This is a genomic window from Streptomyces sp. NPDC045899 (assembly GCF_056431485.1).
Map to the genome: position 1 here is coordinate 110,152 of NZ_JBWKKP010000008.1, position 22,011 is coordinate 132,162.

General features: G+C 71.7%; 16 protein-coding genes and 1 riboswitch. Of the genes, 9 read left to right on the forward strand and 7 right to left on the reverse strand.

Going from position 1 to position 22,011, the window contains the following annotated elements; genetic code table 11:
- Positions 1 to 6 precede the first annotated feature (6 nt).
- A complete protein-coding gene (locus AC07FT_RS14390; RefSeq protein ID WP_479176493.1) occupies positions 7 to 372 on the forward strand; it encodes a hypothetical protein in 366 nt (121 codons plus the stop codon).
- Between the two features lie 123 nt (positions 373 to 495).
- Here AC07FT_RS14390 and AC07FT_RS14395 read toward each other — a convergent pair whose 3' ends face one another.
- Positions 496 to 2,322 (reverse strand): acyl-CoA dehydrogenase, encoded by a 1,827-nt coding sequence (locus AC07FT_RS14395; protein ID WP_479176494.1) that lies wholly within the window; start codon positions 2,320 to 2,322, stop codon positions 496 to 498.
- 140 nt (positions 2,323 to 2,462) lie between these two features.
- Between AC07FT_RS14395 and AC07FT_RS14400 the strand changes: the two genes are divergently transcribed.
- Together AC07FT_RS14400 and AC07FT_RS14405 are read left to right on the forward strand one after the other, a co-directional pair.
- A complete protein-coding gene (locus AC07FT_RS14400) occupies positions 2,463 to 2,960 on the forward strand; it encodes an SseB family protein (RefSeq protein ID WP_254751839.1) in 498 nt (165 codons plus the stop codon).
- A 74-nt stretch (positions 2,961 to 3,034) separates the two neighbouring features.
- On the forward strand, positions 3,035 to 3,997 hold the full coding sequence (locus tag AC07FT_RS14405; protein ID WP_479176495.1) for a pirin family protein: 963 nt from the start codon (positions 3,035 to 3,037) through the stop codon (positions 3,995 to 3,997).
- Positions 3,998 to 4,009: 12 nt separating this feature from the next.
- Here the strand turns inward: AC07FT_RS14405 and AC07FT_RS14410 are convergent, their stop codons facing one another.
- Positions 4,010 to 6,148 carry an ATP-binding SpoIIE family protein phosphatase gene (locus tag AC07FT_RS14410; protein WP_479176496.1) on the reverse strand — a complete coding sequence of 713 codons (2,139 nt, stop codon included), beginning with the start codon at positions 6,146 to 6,148 and terminating at the stop codon, positions 4,010 to 4,012.
- Positions 6,149 to 6,264: 116 nt separating this feature from the next.
- Between AC07FT_RS14410 and aspS the strand changes: the two genes are divergently transcribed.
- Positions 6,265 to 8,085, forward strand: a complete 1,821-nt coding sequence (aspS, locus tag AC07FT_RS14415) for an aspartate--tRNA ligase (RefSeq protein WP_479176625.1) — start codon at positions 6,265 to 6,267, stop codon at positions 8,083 to 8,085.
- A gap of 63 nt (positions 8,086 to 8,148) precedes the next feature.
- A complete protein-coding gene (locus AC07FT_RS14420; RefSeq protein ID WP_479176497.1) occupies positions 8,149 to 9,036 on the forward strand; it encodes a L,D-transpeptidase family protein in 888 nt (295 codons plus the stop codon).
- A gap of 25 nt (positions 9,037 to 9,061) precedes the next feature.
- Here the strand turns inward: AC07FT_RS14420 and AC07FT_RS14425 are convergent, their stop codons facing one another.
- The 3 genes from AC07FT_RS14425 to AC07FT_RS14435 form a co-directional block, all read right to left on the reverse strand.
- On the reverse strand, positions 9,062 to 9,466 hold the full coding sequence (locus AC07FT_RS14425) for a DNA-binding response regulator (protein WP_479176498.1): 405 nt from the start codon (positions 9,464 to 9,466) through the stop codon (positions 9,062 to 9,064).
- Between the two features lie 117 nt (positions 9,467 to 9,583).
- Positions 9,584 to 11,308, reverse strand: coding sequence for a methionine--tRNA ligase (metG, locus tag AC07FT_RS14430; RefSeq protein ID WP_479176499.1), 1,725 nt, complete (start codon positions 11,306 to 11,308; stop codon positions 9,584 to 9,586).
- Positions 11,309 to 11,457: 149 nt separating this feature from the next.
- A complete protein-coding gene (locus AC07FT_RS14435) occupies positions 11,458 to 13,194 on the reverse strand; it encodes a VWA domain-containing protein (RefSeq protein WP_479176500.1) in 1,737 nt (578 codons plus the stop codon).
- Positions 13,195 to 13,452: 258 nt separating this feature from the next.
- Here AC07FT_RS14435 and AC07FT_RS14440 point away from each other — a divergent pair, with 258 nt between their 5' ends.
- Both AC07FT_RS14440 and AC07FT_RS14445 read left to right on the forward strand, forming a co-directional pair.
- The gene (locus tag AC07FT_RS14440) at positions 13,453 to 15,534 is read left to right on the forward strand and encodes a PhoX family protein (protein WP_479176501.1); all 2,082 of its coding nucleotides are present in this window, start codon (positions 13,453 to 13,455) and stop codon (positions 15,532 to 15,534) included.
- Positions 15,535 to 15,886: 352 nt separating this feature from the next.
- A complete protein-coding gene (locus tag AC07FT_RS14445; protein WP_479176502.1) occupies positions 15,887 to 16,936 on the forward strand; it encodes a LysR family transcriptional regulator in 1,050 nt (349 codons plus the stop codon).
- On the opposite strand, the gene AC07FT_RS14450 is transcribed toward AC07FT_RS14445, so the two are convergent.
- Complete coding sequence (locus AC07FT_RS14450; protein WP_479176503.1) at positions 16,915 to 17,985, reverse strand: endonuclease/exonuclease/phosphatase family protein; 1,071 nt, start codon at positions 17,983 to 17,985, stop codon at positions 16,915 to 16,917. The genes AC07FT_RS14445 and AC07FT_RS14450 overlap by 22 nt on opposite strands.
- Positions 17,986 to 18,140: 155 nt before the next feature.
- Positions 18,141 to 18,271, forward strand: a riboswitch (FMN riboswitch).
- A gap of 120 nt (positions 18,272 to 18,391) precedes the next feature.
- Between AC07FT_RS14450 and AC07FT_RS14455 the strand changes: the two genes are divergently transcribed.
- Complete coding sequence (locus tag AC07FT_RS14455; protein WP_479176504.1) at positions 18,392 to 19,045, forward strand: 3,4-dihydroxy-2-butanone-4-phosphate synthase; 654 nt, start codon at positions 18,392 to 18,394, stop codon at positions 19,043 to 19,045.
- Between the two features lie 12 nt (positions 19,046 to 19,057).
- On the opposite strand, the gene AC07FT_RS14460 is transcribed toward AC07FT_RS14455, so the two are convergent.
- Entirely contained in the window at positions 19,058 to 20,620 is a 1,563-nt protein-coding gene (locus tag AC07FT_RS14460; RefSeq protein WP_479176505.1) for an ATP-dependent DNA ligase, read from the reverse strand.
- Positions 20,621 to 20,705: 85 nt separating this feature from the next.
- Here AC07FT_RS14460 and AC07FT_RS14465 point away from each other — a divergent pair, with 85 nt between their 5' ends.
- Complete coding sequence (locus AC07FT_RS14465) at positions 20,706 to 21,992, forward strand: PP2C family protein-serine/threonine phosphatase (RefSeq protein WP_479176506.1); 1,287 nt, start codon at positions 20,706 to 20,708, stop codon at positions 21,990 to 21,992.
- Positions 21,993 to 22,011: the final 19 nt, after the last annotated feature.

The following is a 22,011-nucleotide window of genomic DNA, read 5'->3' on the forward strand; positions in this document are numbered from 1 at the left end:
GTTCCCGTGGACCGTTGGGAACTGATCGGAGTCCTCCAGGAGGACCAGGTGCCGGACGCGCTGTACGACATCCCGGGCGTGCATGACATCCCGGTCCAGCCGGACGCCTACTACTTCCTGCGCCCCGCGCCGGAAGGAGGCTGGACGACCGGGCTGCGGGAGCGCTCGGCGGACCGTGACACGAACCGGTTCGCCACCGAGGACGAGGCGTGCCGGGACCTGCTGGCCAGGCTGAGAGCCCGGCCCCGGCCCCCGGACGGCGGGGGCGAGTCGGTCGAGGACCTCCTGGCCGAGGGCGAGGAGATCCGCCGTCAGGCGTGGGAAGAGGTGGAACGGGCACTGCGGGAGCGACGGCCCGACGAGGAGCGGTAGCCCACAGCGGCGCCGGACGGGTGGCGGCAGCACGGAAGCCGGCCGCCCCGGAAGGGGGCCGGCCGGCTTCCACCGCCGCTGGACGGCTTCGCTCAGGCTCTGCGGGTCGGCGTCACCGAGTGATCAGAACGCGGACTCGTCCAGGTCCATCAGGCCCTGGTCGACGGTCTCGGCCAGCGACCGCTGGACGGTGAGGCCCGGCAGGACCTCCTGCGCGAAGAACTTCGCGACCGCGATCTTGCCCTGGTAGAAGGAGCGGTCCTTCGCCCCGGCGCTGCCCACCTTCTCGCTGGCCACCGCCGCGCCCTTGAGCAGCAGGTAGCCGATGATGACATCACCGGAGGCCATCAGCAGACGGGTGGAGTTCAGGCCGACCTTGTAGATCGACGTGACGTCCTGCTCGGTGGCGGCCAGGTCGGTGAGCATGGTGCCCACGATCGCCTCGAGGTCCACCGCGGCCTGGGCGAGCCGCTCGCGGGCCGGGGCCAGCTCCTCGCCGCCGACGGCCTCGGCCAGGAACTTCTTGATCTCCTCCGAGATGATGGTCAGCGACTTGCCCTGGTCGCGGACGATCTTGCGGAAGAAGTAGTCCTGGCCCTGGATCGCCGTGGTGCCCTCATAGAGGGTGTCGATCTTGGCGTCCCGGATGTACTGCTCCAGCGGGTACTCCTGGAGGTAGCCGGAGCCGCCGATGGTCTGGAGCGACTGCGCCAGCTGCTCGTACGCCTTCTCCGAGCCGTAGCCCTTGACGATGGGCAGCAGCAGGTCGTTGAGGCCGTGGACCTCGGAGGCGTCCTCGCCCGCGTCCTCCTTGACCAGGATCTCGTCCTGGACGGAGGCGGTGTAGAGGACGAGCGAGCGCAGGCCCTCCGCGTACGCCTTCTGCGTCATCAGCGAGCGGCGCACGTCCGGGTGGTGGGTGATGGTGACGCGCGGGGCGGCCTTGTCGGTGAAGGCCGCCAGGTCGGCGCCCTGCACCCGCTCCTTGGCGTACTCCAGCGCGTTCAGGTAGCCGGTGGAGAGGGTGGCCATGGCCTTCGTGCCGACCATCATCCGGGCGAACTCGATGATCTTGAACATCTGGCGGATGCCGTCGTGCTTCTCGCCCAGCAGCCAGCCCTTGGCCGGACCACTGGCACCGAAGGTGAGCTCACAGGTGTTGGACGCCCGCAGACCCATCTTGTGCTCGACGTTGGTGGCGTAGACGCCGTTGCGCTCGCCGAGCTCGCCGGTCTCCCAGTCGAAGTCGAACTTGGGGACGATGAACAGCGACAGGCCCTTGGTGCCCGGTCCCGCGCCCTCGGGGCGGGCCAGCACGAAGTGGATGATGTTCTCGGAGAGGTCGTGCTCACCGGAGGTGATGAAGCGCTTCACCCCGTCGATGTGCCAGGTGCCGTCCTCCTGCCGGACCGCCTTGGCGCGGCCGGCGCCCACGTCCGAGCCCGCGTCCGGCTCGGTCAGCACCATGGTGGAGCCCCACTGCTTGTCCACCATCAGCTGAGCGATCTTCAGCTGCTCCTCGGTGCCCTCGTCGTGGAGCACACCGGCGAAGGCGGGGCCGGAGGCGTACATCCAGATCGGGGTGTTGGACCCGAGGATGGTCTCGGCCGAGCCCCACAGCAGCGAGCGCGGGCAGGAGGTGCCGCCCAGCGACTCCGGGACGCCCAGGCGCCACCACTCGGAGTCCATGTACGCCTGGTAGCTCTTCTTGAACGACTCGGGGATCGGCGCGGTGTTCGTGGCCGGGTCGAAGACCGGCGGGTTGCGGTCCGAGTCGGTGTAGGAGTCGGCCAGCTCGTTCTCGGAGAGCCGGGATATCTCGGCGAGCACGCTCTTGGCGGTCTCGACGTCCATCTCCGCGAACGGACCGGTGCCGTACAGCTTGTCGCGCCCGAGCACCTCGAAGAGGTTGAACTCGATGTCGCGGAGATTCGACTTGTAGTGCCCCATGGCGACGGCTCCGTAAGGCTCGGGAGGCAGGGACCTCTGGCGTAACGCGTATCGATGCGATCTCGGACGCCATGATGCTACCCGTCGGTAATAAAGGGCAACCCTCAAACGGTCAACTGTGACTCAGTACGCTTCAGGGCATGTACGGCTACGACCAGAACGCGAGCGCAGGGCAGGGTTACGCCGCTCCGCCACCTCCGCCGCAACAGCAGCCGCCGCTGTCGCACCATCCCCAGCCGGGTGCGGGATACGGCGAGCAGCCGCTGTACCCCGAGCCGTCGCCGCCGTCGCTGGCCGACGCGGTGCGCGCCTTCACCACCGGCTCGATGTCGGCGGAGGACTTCCAGCAGATCTTCGCGACCTCCAAGGTCTACTGCCCGCGCGGTGACAACCCCGGCTTCCTGGCCCTGCACAACACCCAGCAGCCGGTGATCCCGATGTTCACCTCGCTCAAGGAGCTGCGGCGGTACGCGGGCAAGGAGTCCAAGTACTTCGTCATCACCGGCGCCGAGGTGATCGACCTGCTGCCTACCGGCTACGGCTTCGTCCTCGACATGGAGGGTGAGCACCGGATGGTCTTCGACGCCAAGGCGGTCGAACAGATGGTCGATTTCGCGATGCGGCGCATGTACGGCTAGAGCGGCTGGGAGGCGCCCTTGCGGGTCGTTCATCCTTCAATTAAGTTGAATGATGAACGACCGAGGAGGCCGTCATGCCCGCAGTGACCGTAGACAACCCGCTGACCCTGCCGCGTGTCGCGGCAGCGGCCGGTGCACGGCAGCGCCCCGCGCGCTCCGTCTCCACCGCGCCCAGCGGTTTCGAGGGTGAGGGATTCCCGGTGCGGCGGGCCTTCGCGGGCATCGACCACCGCTACCTCGACCCGTTCATCATGATGGACCAGATGGGCGAGGTGGAGTACGCGCCCGGTGAGGCCAAGGGCACGCCCTGGCATCCGCACCGCGGTTTCGAGACCGTCACCTACCTGATCGACGGCACCTTCGTGCACCAGGACTCGCACGGCGGCGGGGGCACCATCAACGACGGTGACACCCAGTGGATGACCGCCGGATCCGGCCTGCTGCACATCGAGGCCCCGCCGGAGTCACTGGTGATGAGCGGCGGGCTCTTCCACGGACTCCAGCTGTGGGTGAACCTCCCGGCCAAGGACAAGATGATGCCGCCGCGCTACCAGGACATCGGCGGCGGCAAGGTCGGACTGCTGACCTCCTCCGACGGCGGCGCCCTGCTGCGGCTGATCGCGGGCGAGCTCGACGGCCACCGGGGCCCGGGGATCACCCACACCCCGATCACCATGCTGCATGTCTCGCTCAGCCCCGGCGCCGAGCTGACCCTGCCGTGGAACCCCGGCTTCAACGCGCTCGCCTACGGGCTGGCCGGACGCGGTACCGCGGGCCCGGAGCGGCGTCCGTTCCGCACCGGTCAGACGGTGGTCTTCGGCGAGGGCGACGCGCTGACCGTACGGGCCGACGCGAGCCAGGAGTCGCGCAGCCCCAACTTCGAGCTGGTGCTGCTCGGCGGGCAGCCGATCCGCGAGCCGGTGATGCACTACGGCCCGTTCGTGATGAACACCCGCGCGGAGCTGGCCCAGGCCGTGGAGGACTACCAGGCCGGACGGCTGGGCTCCATACCCGCCGAGCCCGCCGGCGGGAGCTGAGCCGCCGGGGCCTCAGCCGGCGGGCGGTTCCTCCGGCGCCCGTTCGCGCAGCTCGACCCAGATGCACTTGCCGTCACCCCGGGGATCGACCCCCCACGTGTCGGCCAGCATCTCCATCAGCAGCAGACCACGGCCCGAGGAGGCCAGTTCACCCGGGCTGCGGGGGTGCGGCAGCTCATCGCTGCCGTCGGCGACGTCCAGGCGCAGCCGCCGGTCCCCGCGCCGGCCGCTGACCTCGGCGACCAGCAGGGCATCACCGTCGGTGTGCACCAGCACGTTGGTGACCATCTCGGTGAGCAGCAGCACCGCCGACTCCACCTGGTCCCGGTCCGCCCAGTCGTGCAGCATGTCGCGCAGCTGCTGCCGGGCGCCGGCTATCCGCTCCGGTTCGGCCTGCGCGACGGTCACCGCGGTCCGGCGCACCGGCGCCGAACCCGGTCCGACCAGGCACACCTCCGCCTCGCGCCGGATCAGCAGCAGCGCCACGTCGTCCTCGCGGCGGGCGGCGAGCGGACCGGTGGAGCGGTGGGACCGCGGCCCGTGCACGGCCTGCACCAGGGCCTCGGCCAGCGATTCGAGGTCGTGGTCCGCGCCGCCGGTCGGCGCGGCGGGCCGCTCGAAGACCTCCCGGATCCGCTCCCAGCCGGTCTCCAGATCGTGCCCGCCGGTCTCGATCAGCCCGTCGGTGCACATCAGCAGCGTCTCGCCGGGCTCCAGCACCACCCGGGTGGTGGGGTAGTCGCTGTCCGGGTCGATCCCCAGCGGCAGTCCGCCCGCCGTCGGCCGGATCACCATCGTGCCGTCCGCCAGCCGCACCGCCGGATCGTGATGACCGGCGCGGGCGATGTCCAGCGTGCCCGCGACCGGATCCACCTCCATGTACAGACAGGTGGCGAACCGCGGGTCCCAGCCGTCCCCGGCGCCCGGCGCACCGGTGTCGCCGAGCCCGGCGAGGAAGCGGGAGGCGCGGGAGAGCACCGCGTCCGGGTGGTGCCCCTCGGAGGCGTACGCGCGCACCGCGATCCTGAGCTGGCCCATGATCCCGGCCGCCCGTACGTCATGGCCCTGCACATCGCCGATCACCAGCGCGGTGCGTCCCGAGGGCAGCGCGATCACGTCGTACCAGTCGCCGCCGACCTGGAGCCCGCCACCGGTGGGCACATAGCGCGCGGCCACCGCGAGACCGGGGATGTCGGGCTTGCGGGCGGGCAGCATCGAGCGCTGGAGCCCGTCCGCCAGTTCGCGCTCGGTCTCCTGGAGCGCGGTGCGAGCCAGCGCCTGGGCGAGCATCCGGGCGATCGTGGTCAGAACCGAGCGCTCGTCGGGCGAGAACGGCATCGGATGGGCGAATCCGGCCATCCAGGCGCCGATGGTGCGCCCCGCGACGATCAGCGGCAGATAGGCCCAGGAGTGGCGGTGGCGGGACCGGGCCAGTGGCCAGGCGGCGGGGAAGCGCTCGCGGTAGTGGTCCGGTGAGGGCAGGTAGACCGCCCGCCCGGTGCGGACCACCTCGGTGGCCGGGGCGTCGTGGTCCACGGGTATGTCACCGGAGGTGTGCTCGGCGCCCGCCCGGTGCCCCTGCCGCCCGATCACCGACAGCCGGTCGCCCGCGACCCCGAAGACCGCCACCCCGTCCGGTGAGAAACCGGGCATCGACAGCCCGGAGGCCACCCGCAGCACCTCGGCCGTGGACATCGCCTCGGCCAGCGCCCGCCCCGCGTCCAGCAGGAACGCCTCGCGGTTGCGCCGCCAGTCACCGGTGACCGGCGCGCCCTGCGCGGCGGTGCCGGGCAGCGGCTCCGGGATCTCCTGGAGGGTGCCGAGCAGGTAGTAGCCGTCCTCGTTGCCGCCCCGGGACACCGGCCGGGCCCGGGAGCGCACGGTCCGCAGCACCGTGCCCTTCTCGTCCACCACCCGCAGCCGGGCCTCGGCGAGACTGCCCTCGGCCAGCGCGAGCAGCACGGTGGCCTTGCTCTCCAGCCAGTCCGCGGGGTGGAAGCGGGCACGGGAGGCGGACTGGGAGAGCGTGACGGCCTCGGCGGGGAGCCCCACCAGCCGGGCCGCTTCGGCGTCGTAGGTGACGGCGCCCGAGACACTGTCCCAGCGCCATAGACCGGTCGCCATGGCGGCCAGCAGGTCCTCGGTGCGCATTGCACTACCTTATGGGGATTTTCCGAGCGCTTACCAGTGAGGGTCCACGCGCCGGTAGGCTTGCCCAAAGCTCCCGAGGGTACGTACGCCTCCCGATCACACGACTTGGATGAATGATGCATCGGTACCGGTCCCACACCTGTGGTCAGCTCCGTGCCGCTGACGTCGGCAGCGACGTCCGGCTCTCCGGCTGGCTGCACAATCGACGGAACCTGGGCGGCATCCTCTTCATCGATCTCCGCGACCACTACGGCCTGGTGCAGCTGGTGGTCCGCCCCGACACCCAGGCCAACGAGGCGCTCAGCTCCCTCACCAAGGAGAGCGTCGTCCGGGTCGACGGCCGGGTGATCGCGCGCGGCGCGGACAACGTCAACCCCGAGCTGCCGACCGGCGAGATCGAGGTCGAGGTCACCGGTATCGAGGTGCTGGGCGCCGCCGACCCGCTGCCTTTCACGGTCTTCCCCGAGGACGGGGTGAACGAGGAGCGGCGGCTGGAGTACCGCTTCCTGGACCTGCGCCGTGAGCGGATGCACCGCAACATCATGCTGCGCTCCGCCGTGATCGCCGCGATCCGGCAGAAGATGACCGCGCAGGGCTTCAACGAGATGGCGACCCCGATCCTGTCCGCCACCTCCCCCGAGGGCGCGCGTGACTTCCTGGTCCCCTCCCGGCTGCACGCGGGCAAGTTCTACGCGCTGCCGCAGGCCCCGCAGCAGTTCAAGCAGCTGCTGATGATCGCGGGCTTCGACCGCTACTTCCAGATCGCGCCCTGCTTCCGCGACGAGGACGCCCGCGCCGACCGCTCGCCGGGCGAGTTCTACCAGCTCGACGTCGAGATGAGCTTCGTCGAGCAGGAGGACGTCTTCCAGGTCATCGAGAAGGTCATGACCGAGCTCTTCGAGGAGTTCGGCAACGGCCGTCATGTGACCTCGCCGTTCCCGCGGATCCCGTTCCGCGAGGCGATGCTGAAGTACGGCTCCGACAAGCCCGATCTGCGGGCCCAGCTGGAGCTCAAGGACGTCAGCCACGTCTTCGCGGGCTCCGGCTTCAAGGCGTTCGCCGACAAGCACGTCCGGGCGCTGGCCGTGCCGGACACCGCCGACCAGCCGCGGAAGTTCTTCGACCAGATGGGCGAGTTCGCGGTGCTGCACGGCGCCAAGGGGCTGGCCTGGGTGCGGATCGGCGAGGACGCCAAGCTGACCGGCCCGATCGCCAAGTTCCTCACCGACGAGGACGTCGAGAAGCTGATCGCCGAGGTCGAGGGCAAGCCCGGTACGTCGGTCTTCTTCGGCGCGGGTGACTACGACGAGGTCTCCAAGATCATGGGCGCGGTGCGGGTCGAGGCCGCCAAGCGCACCGGTCACTTCGAGGAGAACGTCTTCCGCTTCTGCTGGATCGTGGACTTCCCGATGTTCGAGCGGAACGAGGACACCGGGCAGGTCGAGTTCTCCCACAACCCGTTCTCCATGCCGCAGGGCGGACTGGAGGCGCTGGAGACCAAGGACCCGCTGGACATCCTGGCCTGGCAGTACGACATCGTCTGCAATGGCACCGAGCTGTCCTCGGGCGCCATCCGGAACCATGAGCCGGAGGTCATGTTCAAGGCGTTCGAGATCGCGGGCTACTCCCGCGAGGAGGTCGAGCGCGAGTTCGGCGGTATGCTCCGCGCGTTCCACTTCGGCGCTCCGCCGCACGGTGGTATCGCCCCCGGTGTCGACCGCATCGTGATGCTGCTGGCCGATGAGCCCAGCATCCGCGAGACCATCGCCTTCCCGCTCAACGGCAACGCGCAGGACCTGCTGATGGGCGCGCCCAGCGAGGTGGACGAGTCGCGGCTGCGCGAGCTGCACCTGTCGATCCGCAAGCCGCAGGTCAAGCAGGCCGCGAAGAAGGACGGGCAGAAGGCCGACGACCAGGCGGTCGAGCCCGCGGAGTAACGCGCGGCGCGGCCGGGCAACCACACCGGTACCCCAGCGGGTTCACCAAGTGTGAAGAGCTGTGTGAGGGTACGGACGCGGACCGGACGGAGGGCCGCGGGCGCGCTGACCGCCGCCGCCCTCCTCCTGTCGGCACTGTCGCTGACCGGATGCGAGGCGGACGGCGGTCACCGGGGCTCCTCCGGGCTCCCCGGCGCACCGGACGGCCTCACGGACGGTGCGCCGTCCGGCCGTGAGCCCGCGAGCGCCCACCACCCCGGACGGGGAGGCCCGGTGCGCCCGGCCGCCCGTCCCGCCTCCGCGCCCGAGCTGTTCCGGGAGCTGCCCGGCCTCGGGCCGCGGACCCGGGAGGAGCTGCCGGACGACTCCGGCCAGGTGCTGGTCGTCACCGGCACCGGACATGACTCCTCCCGCTCCACCGTCGTGCTCTACGAACGGGTGGAAGCGGACGAGAAGAACCAGGGCACCCGGCGCGGCACCGGCGACGCGGGCACGGCCTGGCGGGCCGGGGCCTCCTGGATGGCCCACAACGGACTGCGCGGCTGGACCGACCGGCACCACCAGGGCGATCTGCGCTCGCCCATCGGGGTCTTCGGACTCACCGGGGCGGGCGGCCGGCGCAAGGACCCCGGCACCCTGCTCCCCTACGCCCACGCCCCGCGGGCCTTCACCATCCACGGCTCCGGCTCCGAGGGAGAGCCGCTGTCCGGCTCCTTCGGCTATGTGGTCGCCATCGACTACAACCGGCGGGCGGGCACCTCACCGCTGGACCCCGTCCGGCCGATGGGCGGGCACCGGGGCGGCGGCATCTGGCTCCACGTGGACCACGGCGGGCCCACCCAGGGCTGTATCAGCCTCTCCCGGAAGAACATGAAGAGCCTGCTGCTGACCCTGGACCCGCGGCGGCGTCCGGTGGTGGTGATGGGCGACTCCGCGTCCCTCGCCCGCTGACGGCACCGGCGGGACAGGGGCCGGCCTAGCCGCGGACACCGGGTTCGGACAGCCGCCGGTCCACACCGCACGGCTCGCCCCGCCCGTCCGTACGCGCCGCCCGGAGCACCGCGCGCACCAGCCGCCTCGGCGTGGTGCGGTGCTGCCACAGCACCGCCCGTACCCCGTACTCCATCACGGCCATCAGCTCGGTCTCCCGCAGCTCACCCGCGACCAGCACCACCCGCTGGGCACCGCCGCGCACCAGCCGGCGCAGCTCGGCCCCGCAGGCGTCGTCCAGACGGTCGGCGAGCATGACGGCCACGGTGCCGGGGGGCTCGTCACCGACGATCAGCTCGACGGTGGGCTGCTGCTGGAGATGGCGGACGACCCCGGCCCGCGAGAGCGGATCGGGGCCGTGGACCGTCACCGTGACCCGTGCGTCCGGCACTGTGTTCCTCGACTTCCCCGTGGTGTGGACTCACAGGGTCATCGGAGGGACTAAACGAACGGTTGCCGGGCGCTCAACGGGCCCGCGCGCCCTCTCCCGAGGGCGCGCGCCGGGAGCTCACGCGGTCGGCTGCTCCGCGCCGCCGAACCGCTCCCGGTAGGACTCCAGGTCCTCTTCGGTGATCTTCGCGAACAGCACCGGCGGCACGGTGAACGCGGTGCCCGCCGGAACCGACGCCAGCGCCCTGGCCTCCTCCTGGCTCACCCACTGCGCGGTGTCGTCGGCCAGCGCGAACGCCGACCGCATGGCCCGCGCGGACGCCGGGATGAACGGCTCCGAGACGATCGAGTAGAGGTGGATCAGGTTCATCGCGGTGCGCAGGGTGAGCGCCGCGGCCTCCTGGTCGGTCTTGATCTCCAGCCAGGGGGCCTTCTCCTCCAGGTAGGAGTTGCCCGCGCTCCACAGGGCGCGCAGCGCGGCCGCCGCCTTGCGGAACTGGAGCGCGTCCATGTGCTCCTCGTACTCCGCGAGCAGCCGCCCGATCTCCTCGCCGAGCCGCTCCTCGGCCGCACCGGCCGCGGTGCCCGCCGGGACATCGTCGCCGAACCGCTTGCGGGAGAAGGACAGCACCCGGTTGACGAAGTTGCCGAGGGTGTCGGCCAGGTCCTTGTTGACCGTGGCGGAGAAGTGCTCCCAGGTGAACGAGGTGTCGTCGGACTCCGGGGCGTTGGCCATCAGGAAGTAGCGCCAGTAGTCGGCGGGCAGCAGCTCCAGCGCCGCGTCGGTGAACACACCGCGCTTCTGGGAGGTGGAGAACTTACCGCCGTAGTACGTCAGCCAGTTGAAGGCCTTGACGTAGTCGACCTTCTTCCAGGCGTCCCGGGTGCCCAGGAGCGTCGCCGGGAACATGACGGTGTGGAACGGGACGTTGTCCTTCGCCATGAACTCGGTGTAGCGGACGCTCTGGTCCACGTCGTACCACCACGACTTCCAGTCGCGGTTCGCCGGGTCCTGGTCCGCCCACTCCTTCGTGGCACCGATGTACTCGATCGGGGCGTCGAACCAGACGTAGAAGACCTTGCCCTCGGCCGCCAGGTCCGGCCAGGTGTCGGCCGGGACCGGTACGCCCCAGTCCAGGTCACGGGTGATCGCCCGGTCCTGGAGCCCCTCGGTCAGCCACTTGCGGGCGATCGACGAGGCCAGCGTCGGCCAGTCCTTGCCGTGCTCGTCGACCCAGGCGCCGACCTCCTCGGCCAGCTTGGACTGGAGCAGGAACAGGTGCTTGGTCTCGCGCACCTCGAGGTCGCTGCTGCCGCTGATCGCCGAGCGCGCGTCGATCAGGTCGGTCGGGTCCAGCACCCGGGTGCAGTTCTCGCACTGATCGCCGCGGGCCTTGTCGTAACCGCAGTGCGGACAGGTGCCCTCGATGTAGCGGTCGGGCAGGAAACGGCCGTCGGCGTTGGAGTACACCTGACGGATCGAACGCTCCTCGATGAACCCGTTCGCCTTCAGCTCACGGGCGATCGTCTGGGTGATCTGCACGTTCTGCTCGGAGGAGCTGCGGCCGAAGTAGTCGAAGGAGAGCCCGAAGCCGTCGTAGATCGCCTTCTGCGCGTCGTGCTGCTGGGCGCAGAACGTGTCCACCGGCAGCCCCGCCTCCTTGGCGGCGAGCTCGGCCGGGGTGCCGTGCTCATCGGTGGCGCAGATGTAGAGCACCTCGTGGCCGCGCCGGCGCATATAGCGGGAGTAGACGTCGGCCGGGAGCATGGACCCCACCATGTTGCCCAGGTGCTTGATCCCGTTGATGTAGGGAAGGGCGCTGGTGATGAGGTGTCGAGCCATTGCAGGCTGCTCCCGGGTCGATACTGTGGGTGACTTTTTCGGTTACGAGCTGCCCATATCGTATCGGAGCACGGGGGGCCGCCCGCGCGGGTATTTCCCCGCCGCGGACGGCCCCCGGTGCCGGTTGCCTGACCTGCGTCAGCCTTGGGTCAGCCCTTGACGGCGCCTGCCGTACGGGCCGCCTCCAGCCAGCCCGGGAACTTCCGCACCAACTCCGCGAACACCTCCGCGTCAGGCACCGTGCGCGGGTCCAGCCCCGCGTGGAAGAAGCCCGTGTTGTCCACGGCGCGCTTCTCCGGCACGGCGAGCGCGGCCGAGCTGTCCAGCTTGCGGAGGAAGTCGAAGCCCTTCGCCTCCGGGTCGCCGAACGCGATGAACTGCCAGAACAGCGGCAGCCCTGCCGCTGCGCACAACGCCTTCTCCGCGGCGGGCTTCCCGGTGGGCGCACCGTCCGTCTGGAAGATCACCAACGCGGGGTCGGTGGTGCCGGACTTCTTGTGGTGGTCGATGACCGCGTCGATCGCCGTGTGGTAGTTCGTCCGCCCCATGTGGCCGAGTGCGCCGTGCAACTCCTCGATCCGGCCGGAGTGGTTGGCGGCGTCGATCTCGGCGGTGCCGTCGATGTCGGTGGAGAAGAAGACGACGGGGACGGTGCCGGTGTCACTGCCGAGCTGGGTGGCGAGGGCCACGGCCTGGTCGGCGAGGTGCTGGACGGTGCCGTCCTTGAAGTAGCCGCGCATCGACCCGGACCGGTCGAGCACGAGGTAGACGACGGCGCGGGTGCCGGTGAGTCCCTGCTGTGTGATGGCCTCGGTGGCGGCGGTCCGCAACCCGTCGAGTGCCGGGGCCTTGGCCTTGGCGGCGGCCGTCTTCTTGGCGGCCTTGGGCTTGGCCGCTGCGGCGGTCTTCGCCGCCGCAGCCTTGGTCTTGGCTGCCGGTGCCGCGGCGGTCTTCGCGGCCTTGGGCTTGGCGCCGGCCTTCGCGGCGGTGGCTTCCGTCGCGGGCTCGGCCGACTTGGCCGCCGGGGTGGCGGCGGTCTTCGCGGCCTTGGGCTTGGCCTTCGCAGTGGACTTCGCCTCGGCTTCCGCCGGGGCGGCAGCGGGCGTCGCCGCCTTGTCGTCCGCCTTCGCGGGCTCCGCCGGTGCGGGCTCGGGCGTCGACGCCGCCGCGGCCTTCGCGGGCTCAGTCTTGGCTGCGGTGGCTTCCGCCGGGGCAGCTGCCGCCTTCGGCTGGTCCGACGCGTCTTCGCCGGTGGCGGCCTTGGCGGGCTCCGCCTTCGGCTTGGCCGCTATGTCCTCGTCGGGGGCCTCCGCCTCGGCCTCCGCCGGCGCGGCCGCGGGCTTCTCGGGCTCGTCGTCGTCCGCCGTGGCCTCTGCCTTCGCGGGCGCGGGCTCCGTCGCGGGGGCTTCCGGCCTCGGGTCGGCCGGCGCGGCTTCGTCGGCCGCGGGCTTCTCTTCGGACTCGGCCCGGGCGGGCTCGGCTGCCGGGGTGGCCGCGGTGCTCTCGGCGGGCTTGGCCGCGGGCGCGGCGTCGACCGCGGCCTCCGCTTCGGCAGGGGCCTCTTCTGCCGAAGCGTCCGCGTCCCGGGTGGGGGAGCCGAGGATCTCGTCCAGGGTCTTCAGGGGTTCCGACAGGGCCGGGTCGGCCGGGGTGTCGTCGGCCGCACGCTGTGCCGGGGGCTTGGCCGGCGCGGGCTCCTCGGTCGTCACAGCGGTGTCCGCCGTCCCGGCCGCCTGCTCGGCGCCCTCCGAGGCGGCGTCCGCGGCGGCCTCCGTTTCCCCGGGCCGGGGGTCCGGGACAACTGCGGTTTCCGGCGTGGCGGAGTCGTCCGCCGTCGTGTCCCGGGAGCGTCCGAAAACTTTGCGCAGTAGGTCCCGTATGCCCATGGGAGATGCCTCTCACGTGTCGTGTGCGGTGCATGGCGGTGCATGACCGTGGTGCCGAAAGGCTAGCGGGCCGCCCGGCCGCCCTCTTCCGCCGATTCCGGTCGCCGGTCGTTCACTCGCGGTTCACGAGCCGGACGCCGCACGGAGGTTCGGCGCCCATAGCTTCGCGCCGGAAGAGGATTCCGACGCGATGTCGGTTCGGGCCGCGCGAGCGGGTCCCCCAGAAGCCTTACGTGACACCCTTACGGAGGGGAAGACGTGCGCAAGCTACTGCCGCTCATCAGCGCGCATCCGGGCGGTCGTTCCGCGCTGACCTGCCGGTACCGCTGTGGTGACGCCTGTTTCCACGAGGTGCCGAACACCAGCGGAAACGAGTACGTGGGCGATGTCATCGCGCGCTCCGCGTCGCGCCGTTCGCTGCTGCGGGCGAGTGCCGTGGTGACCGTGGCCGCCGCGACCGGGGCCACGGCGCTCGGCGGCGGGGCCCCGCGGGCAGCGGCCGCCGCGCCCGCCGCCGCGCCGACGGCCGCTCGCTCGGCGGCCGGGGGCCGGGCCGCACGGGGGCTGCGCTTCACGCCGGTCGCGCCGAACACCGAGGACACCGTGGTCGTCACCGAGGGCCACGACCAGAACATCGTCATCCGCTGGGGCGACCCGATCCTCCGGGGCGCGCCCGCCTTCGACGCGGACCACCAGTCGGCCGAGGCCCAGGCGGGGCAGTTCGGTTACAACAACGACTACATGGCCGTCCTCGACGTTCCGCATGAGCGGGACCGGCAGCTGCTCGTGGTCAACCACGAGTACACCGACGAGGTGCTGATGTTCGCGGGGTACGACGCGGACCACCCCACCCGGGAACAGGCCGAGATCGGCTGGGCCGCGCACGGACTGTCCGTGGTGGTGGCGCAGGAGGACCGCCGCCTCGGCAGGCTGACCGCCGTGAACCGTCACCGCCTCAACCGGCGGATCACCGGCACCACACCGTTCGAGGTCACCGGCCCGGCGGCGGGCAGCGAGCTGCTGCGCACCTCGGCCGACCCGACCGGACGGCGCATCCTGGGCACGCTGAACAACTGCGGTGGCGGCATCACCCCGTGGGGCACGGTGCTCTCGGGCGAGGAGAACTTCAACCAGTACTTCGCGAACGGCGGTTCGGTCACCGACCCGGCGACGGCCGCGCGCCTCAAGCGCTACGGCATCACCGGCGCCGCCTCCGAGCGCAAGTGGGAGCGTTTCGACAAGCGCTTCGACGTGGCGCGGGAGCCCAACGAGTCCAACCGCTTCGGCTGGGTCATCGAGATCGACCCGTTCGACCCGGACTCCACCCCGCGCAAGCTGACCGCGCTGGGACGCTTCAAGCACGAGGCCGCCGAGCCGCGGCTGACCGAGGACGGCCGCCCGGTCCTCTACATGGGCGACGACGAGAAGTTCGACTACTTCTACAAGTTCGTGTCGTCCAAGCGCATGATGAAGGGCTCCGGCCGGGCCGCGCGCGAGCACAACCGCACGCTGCTGGACGAGGGCACGCTCTACGTCGCCAAGTTCACCGGTGACAGCCCGGCCTCCGAGATCGACGGCAGCGGAAAGCTGCCGGAGGACGGGGAGTTCGACGGCGACGGCCGCTGGATACCGCTGGCCAGCGGCGACACCTCGTTCGTGGACGGTATGACCGCCGAGGAGGTGTACGTCTTCACGCGGATCGCCGCCGACAAGGCGGGCGCGACGAAGATGGACCGCCCCGAGGACGTCGAACCGAGCCCGCGCACCGGCCGGGTGTACATCGCGCTGACCAACAACTCCGATCGCGGCAAGGAGGGCAAGGCTCCGGTCGACGAGGCCAACCCGCGCAAGAGCAACAAGCACGGCCAGATCCTGGAGCTGACCGAGCACCGCGACGACCCGGCCTCGCGCCGCTTCAGCTGGCGGCTGTTCCTGGTCTGCGGTGATCCGGAGGACCCGGCCACCTATTTCGGCGGTTTCCCGAAAGACCAGGTCAGCCCGATCTCCTGCCCGGACAACCTGACTTTCGACTCCTACGGCAATCTGTGGATCTCGACGGACGGCAATGCCCTGGGCAACCACGACGGGCTGTTCGGCGTGGCCACCGCGGGCCGCCGCCGGGGTGAGGTGAAGCAGTTCCTGACCGTGCCGAACGGCGCCGAGACCTGCGGTCCGATCGTCCAGGACCGGCGGGTGCTGGTGGCCGTGCAGCACCCGGGTGAGCTGGACGGGGCGAGTGTGGAGAACCCCAAGTCCAGCTGGCCGGACGGACCGGGGAAGCTGGTCCGCCCGTCGGTGATCAGCGTGTGGCGGCGCGACGGTGGTGCCATCGGCGTCTAGGCCGCGTCGACCTGGCGGCGCGGAGTCTCACGCGGCCCCTGGTCCCGCCCGGGACCAGGGGCCGTCCGTCGCGCTCGGCATTTCTCTGTATCAGCGGCTTTCCGCCGATTCCGCCCGGATGGCGTTCCCGCATCAATGGCCGCGCGGGCAATTGCGGCACCGTGAGGCGGACCCGGCGTTCCCTTTCCGCGCGCTTATCAATTCCGGGTAACCATGGGGATCCGTGACTAAACTCGTCAGTCCTGAAAATCGGATGGTGAGTGAAAGCGGGGGAATCATGTCGGAATCGGGTGGGCTCGGACCTCCGGCCACCGGCGGCCGGAACAGGCTTCTGCGGAGTCCGCTGGCGTTGATGGACACCACGATGGACCAGCTCCGCACGCTGATCGTGGTCCATGAGGCGGGAACGGCACTGGGGGCGGCGCGCGTTCTGGGACGTGAGCAGTCGAGTGTGCAGAAGCAGCTCGACACCATGAACCGCAACTTCCGTGAGCTGTGCGGCGAACCGCTGGTCCGCAAACAGGGACGCGGCAAGGACGTGCTGTTCACCGGCACCGGCGAAACGCTCGTCGCCCTGGCGCGCGGCACGCTCGGCGACTGGCTGGAGGGGATCCACGAGTCACGGCGGCGGCTGGGCAGAACGCTGGTGGTGGGCACCACCCGTTTCACCCTCGGCTATCTGGCGGACGCCGGGGAACGGGTCGCCGAGGAGTTCCAGGAGCGGGGTATCGAGCTCAAGGTCGGCCATGTCCGCACCCGCGACGTGCTGGCCAGACTGCGCGCCAAGGAGGTGGACCTGGTCTGCGGCAGTGTGGTGACCAGACCCGGTGGCGACCCCGAACTGGACGCCTTCGACGTGATGGAGTGGCGCCGCAACAGTGTCTCGCTGCTCACCAATCTGCCCGAGGAGGAGCTGCCCGGCCCGACGGTCGAGGCGGGGGCGCTGCGCGATCTGCCGCTGGTGATCTCGGCGAGCGGGCTGATGAACGGGGTGCTGCACACCTGGTTCGGTGCCGACTACCGCACCCGGCTGCGCGTCGCCGCCGAGATCGACACCGTCAACTACGGCTTCGAGCTGCTGCGTTCGGGGCTGCTGCGGGGCTGCATGCTGGTCACCACGGGGGTCGCGGACGCCGCGGGCGATCCGCGGGTCGGCCAGGGGCGGGGGCTGCGCGCCGTGGAGCTGGTCAATGACACCGGGCCGCGGCTGGAGGTGCTGCTCGGCGCCTTCACCCGGCGCGGTGAGCGCGCCGAGCTCGACCCCTCCCATCCGCTCAACCGGCTGTGGGACGCGCTGGCGCTGGAGGACGCGCGGTGGCGGCGTGAGCAGCGCTGGCCCACGGCGGGGCTGGAGCCCGATCCGTTCGAGCTGGCCAACTCCTATGACCCGAGCGAGAGCTGAGCGCGGCCGTCGCCCGACTCCGGGACCCGGTGCAGATCCAGTGTGACCAGCAGGGCCCGGTGGTCGGTGTCCGGAAGGTCGAGGAAACGGGCCGTACGCGGCCGCAGGGCCCCGCTGACCAGGACGTGGTCGATCTGGGTGCCCAGCAGCGGTGTCGTGGCGGTCGGCCAGCTGGGTGTGCGGGACCGGCCGGCGGCCGCGGCGGCGTCCCGCATCCCGGTGTCCAGGATGGCCCGGAAGGCGGCGTGGTCCTGGGAGGCGTTGAAGTCCCCGGCGATCAGGGTGGGTTCGGGGCTCCGGCGCGCCGCGTAACCGCGCAGCCGGCCGAGTTCGGTGCGCCAGGTGTCCAGCTGCCCCGGCATCGGCGGCATGGGGTGGGCGACCTGGATGTGCAGCCGTTCACTCGCGATCCGCGCGACCGACCGGGGCATGGCCAGCTCACCGCGCAGCCCGTCTCCGTCCTCCAGCGGGAACCTGCTGAGGATCGCCGAGCCCTCGGCGGGGCTGCCGGTGATGACGTTCCGGTGCGGATACGCCTCGCGGACGGCCGTCGAGCCGAGCGCGGCAGCACAGCGCACATCGCATTCCTGGACGGCGACCACGTCCGGCCGCTCCCGGCGCAGGGTGCGCAGCAGCCCGTCGGTGGCCCCGCCGAACTCCAGGTTGGCGGTCAGCACCCGCAGCCGGGCGACGACCGGGCCGTCCGGCACCGGCGCCCCGCTGTCGTAGGGCTGGATGAACCAGGTGGTGGCCGCGGCGGTGGCCAGCGCCCAGCCGCACCCCAGCGGCCAGCGCGCGACCACGCTGAGCAGCAGTCCGGCCGTGACCGGGACCAGCAGCCAGGGCAGGAACGCCAGCAGTTGGGGGACCGGGGTGATGCCGTCGGTGCCGGCGGCCCGGCAGCCCACCACCACGCCGGTCCCGGTCAGCGGGAGCGCGGCGCACCAGGCCGCCGCCCGCCGTCCGCGCCCCCCGGGCAGCCGCGTCAGACGGCGCGCGGCCCTCCGGGCGGGTGCGGTGGTCCGGTCGTCCGCGACGGTCGTCTCCACGCCGGGTCCTCTCGATCGGAGCGTGCGCCCGCATTCTCCCCCGGACCGGGCGGCCCGGTACGGACATGATCTTGTGTAGTCAACGGCACACGGCGTGTGAGGATTGACACTGCGTCAGTGGTTTGGTCTGTGCCAAGATGTTCTCCAGCGTTTATTCGCGTGCTCCGGGGTCGGTGAAAATCCGAACCGGCGGTGACAGTCCGCGACCCGGCCGAATCCATCGGCCGGCCGATCCGGTGGAATTCCGGGACCGACGGTGACAGTCCGGATGGGAGGAAGTACGCGGCGGCATCCGTGCCGCACGGTGGCGCCCGCCGGACGGCGGGGCCCGGTCCGTGCGCCGCGCCGCCTCCGCCCGCGTCCCCGGAATCGATCCGCAGGGAACCGCGCAGGAGGGCCACACCCCATGGCAGTGATGGAACAACCGGTCGGTACGGAACGTCTGCTGGCCGTGGAACAGGCGAGTGAGGCGTTCGCCGAGGGCGGCTTCGTGGTCGTCGTCGACGACACCTCGCGAGGGCACGAGGGCCATCTCGTGCTCGCCGCGGAACACACCCATGAGGGCGCCCTGCGCCAGATGCTGGACCATACCTCCGGCGTGGTGTGTGTGGCCCTGCCGCACGACCGCGCCGCCCGGCTGGCACTGCCGCAGATGGTGGAGGAGAACACCGGTCTGCGGTCGACCGCCTTCACCGTCTCCGTCGATCTGCTCGGGCCCACCACCACCGGCGGCTCCGCTCTCGACCGCTCGCACACCATCCAGGCGCTCGCCGATCCGCGCACCACACCCGGCCAACTCGGCCGCCCCGGGCATGTCTTCCCGGTGCGCGCGGTGCCCGGCGGAGTGCTGGAGCGGGCCGGATACCCCGAGGCGGCCGTCGATCTGTCCCTGCTGGCCGGACTCTCCGGCGTCACCACGATGTGCGAGGTCGTCCGCGCCGACTGGAACACCGCGGGCCACGGCGACCTCAGCAGACTGGCCGCGAGCCGTCTGATGCCGATGATCTCGGTCACCGATCTGGCCGCCTACCGGCTGGCCGCGGCGGCGCTGGGCCGCTGAGCCCGCGTCCGCTCACCTCCCGCCGTCCTCATCCCCGCCCTCGCGCCGCAGCGCCAGCACCGTGTCGACGGTGTCCGCCTGGTCCGCCGGTTTGTCCTCGCGGTAGCGCAGCACCCGGGCGAACCGCAGGGTGACGCCCGCCGGATAGCGCGAGGAGCGCTGCAGCCCGTCGAAGGCCACCTCCACCACCAGCTCCGGCCGCACCCGGACCACCCAGCCGTCGTCGCTGACGGCGATCGCCAGCAGCGCCTCGGTCTGCCAGGACAGCAGCGCGTCGGTGAGCCCCTTGAAGGTCTTGCCGAGCATCGCGAACGTGCCGTCCGGCCGCCGGGCGCCCAGATGCAGATTGGACAGCTTGCCGGTGCGCCGGCCGTGCCCCCACTCCGCCGCCAGCACCACCAGGTCCAGGGTGTGCACGGGTTTGACCTTCAGCCAGGCCGCGCCGCGCCGCCCCGCGCCGTACGTCGACTCCAGCCCCTTGACCAGCACCCCTTCATGGCCCCTGGCCAGTACGTCGGCGGCGAACTCCCGGGCCGCGCGCCGGGTCGCGGGGTCGTCCGGATCCTCGGCCACCAGCCGCCGCACCCGCCGGGGCTCGGGCGCCACCCGGACCAGTTCGCCGTGGCGCTCGCGGGCCGGGAGCGCCAGCAGATCCCGGTCGTCCACGGCGAGCAGGTCGAAGAAGACCGGGGACAGCGGCAGCGCGGCCGAGGCCCCGGCCACGTCCCGCCGGGAACCCACCCGCGCGGAGGTCTCCTGGAACGGCCGCGGCCGTCCCCCGGCGTCCAGTGAGATCACCTCGCCGTCCAGGACCGCCCGGTCCACCGCCAGCTCCCGCGCCGCCCGGACCACCTCCGGCAGCCGTCCGGTGATCTCGTCCAGGGTGCGGGTGTAGACGTGGACGTCGTCGCCGTCCCGGTGCACCTGGACCCGGATGCCGTCGAGCTTCTCCTCGACCGCGCACGGCCCCAGCCGGTCCATGGCCTCGTCGAGGTCCTTGGCGCTCTGCGCGAGCATCGGCAGCACCGGCCGCCCCACCTCCAGCCGGAATCCGGCCAGCGCCTCCGGGCCGCGCCCCAGCAGGGCCTCGGCCACCGCGCCCAGCGACCCGCCCAGCATCACCGCCCGGCGCACCTCCGCGGGCGGGGCCCCGGCCGCCGCCGCGAGCCCCTCCACCGCCAGTGCCTCCAGCGCGCCCTGCCGCAGCTCGCCGCCCAGCAGCGCCAGCAGGAAGCGCTGCTCGTCCTCGGTGGCGGCGGCCATCAGCTCGCCCACCATGCGTTTGCGGGCCGCGGCCGCGCCGGTGCCGGAGACCGCCGCGATCCGGTCCAGCGCCCGGTGTACCTCCGGCACCGTCAGCCGTGGCTCGGCGGCGGGCTCGTACCGCTCCCGCAGGGTGGACCAGCCCACCCCGGTGCGGCGCTGCGGCAGTCTGCCGGAGAGGTAGGTGATCACCACCGGGGCCTCGGCCGGCTCGGTGCGGCGGAACAGCCCGGCCAGGGCGGCGGTCTTCGCCGAACGCGAGGAGGTGGCCGCGACCTGCCGGGAGGTCCGCGCGACATCTGCCAGCAGCATGGGTTCAGCGTGCCCCGCCCGGGGCCCGGCCGCACCCGGGCCGGGGGCGTCCGCCGAGCGGCCGGGGTGGCGGAAGCGGCATACATTGGCAGGGAGGGGGCCGGGCGGCAGACCCAGGGAGCGCGCCACGGGACCGCAGATCGACTACGAGGCTCTCTTCGAGGCCATCCCGACCCCGGTGCTGATCCTGGGACGCGACCTGGTCATCGTCGCGGTGGACGACGCCTATCTGCGGGACACCCAGCGCACCCGCGAGGAACTGCTCGGGATGTACGTCTTCGACGCCTTCCCCGACAACCCCGACGACCCCGATCACAGCGCCACCCGGAGTCTGGAGAACTCGCTGCGCCGGGTGCTGCGCACCGGGGAGCGGGACATCATGGGGCTGATGAAGTACGACATCCCGGTCATGGGGGAGCCGGGGCGGTTCGAGGAGCGGTACTGGAGCACGATCAACACCCCCGTGCTGGACCGCGACGGCCGGGTGGAGCTGATCGTGCACCGGGTCGAGGACGTCACGGAGTTCGTCCGCGTCCGTGAGCGGGGGGCCCGGGAGGGGACGTCGCTGAGCCTGCGGGACGAGACCATGGGCGCCGACGTCTACAGCCGGGCCCGTGAGCTCCAGGAGCTGAACGAGGCGCTGCGGGAGGCGCACGCCCGGGAGCGGGAGACCGCGCTCGCGCTCCAGCGGGCGATGCTGCCCAGGAGCTCATCGGAGGAGCATCCCTACGCGGCGGTGCGCTACCGCCCCGCCGTGGGCTCGCTCAATGTGTGCGGCGACTGGTACGAGCTGACCGAGCTGTCCGCGGACCGGATCGCCGTCGCGGTGGGGGACGTGGTGGGGCAGGGGCTGGAGGCGGCCTGTGTGATGGGGCAGCTGCGCAGCGCGCTGTCCGCCGCGACCCGGGTGACGGCGGGGCCCGCCCAGGCCCTGGAGGTGCTGGGGCTGTACGCGCACTTCGTCGAGGGGGCGCTCGCCGCCACCGCCGTCCAAGTGGTGATCGACTCCCGGGCGCACAGCGTGGTCTACAGCTGCGCGGGCCATCCGCCGCCCGCGCTGCTGCGCGCCGACGGCCAGGTGGAGCTGCTGGACGGGGCGACCGATCCACCGCTGGGCGCCCGGACCGAACAGGTGCCCCGGCCGCAGGCCGATGTCCACTACGCCCCCGGGTCCACCCTGGTCCTGTACACCGACGGGCTGGTCGAGCGCCGGGACGAGGACATCGACACCGGACTCGAGCGGCTCACCACCAGCCTCGCCCGGCACAGCGGACTGGGTCCCGAGGCACTGGCCGACGCCCTGCTGGAAGACCTCGGTGTCACCGGCGGCCCGGCCGCCGATGACACCGCGCTGGTCGTCATCGGGCTGTAGGGGGCCCGCGGGGGCGCCG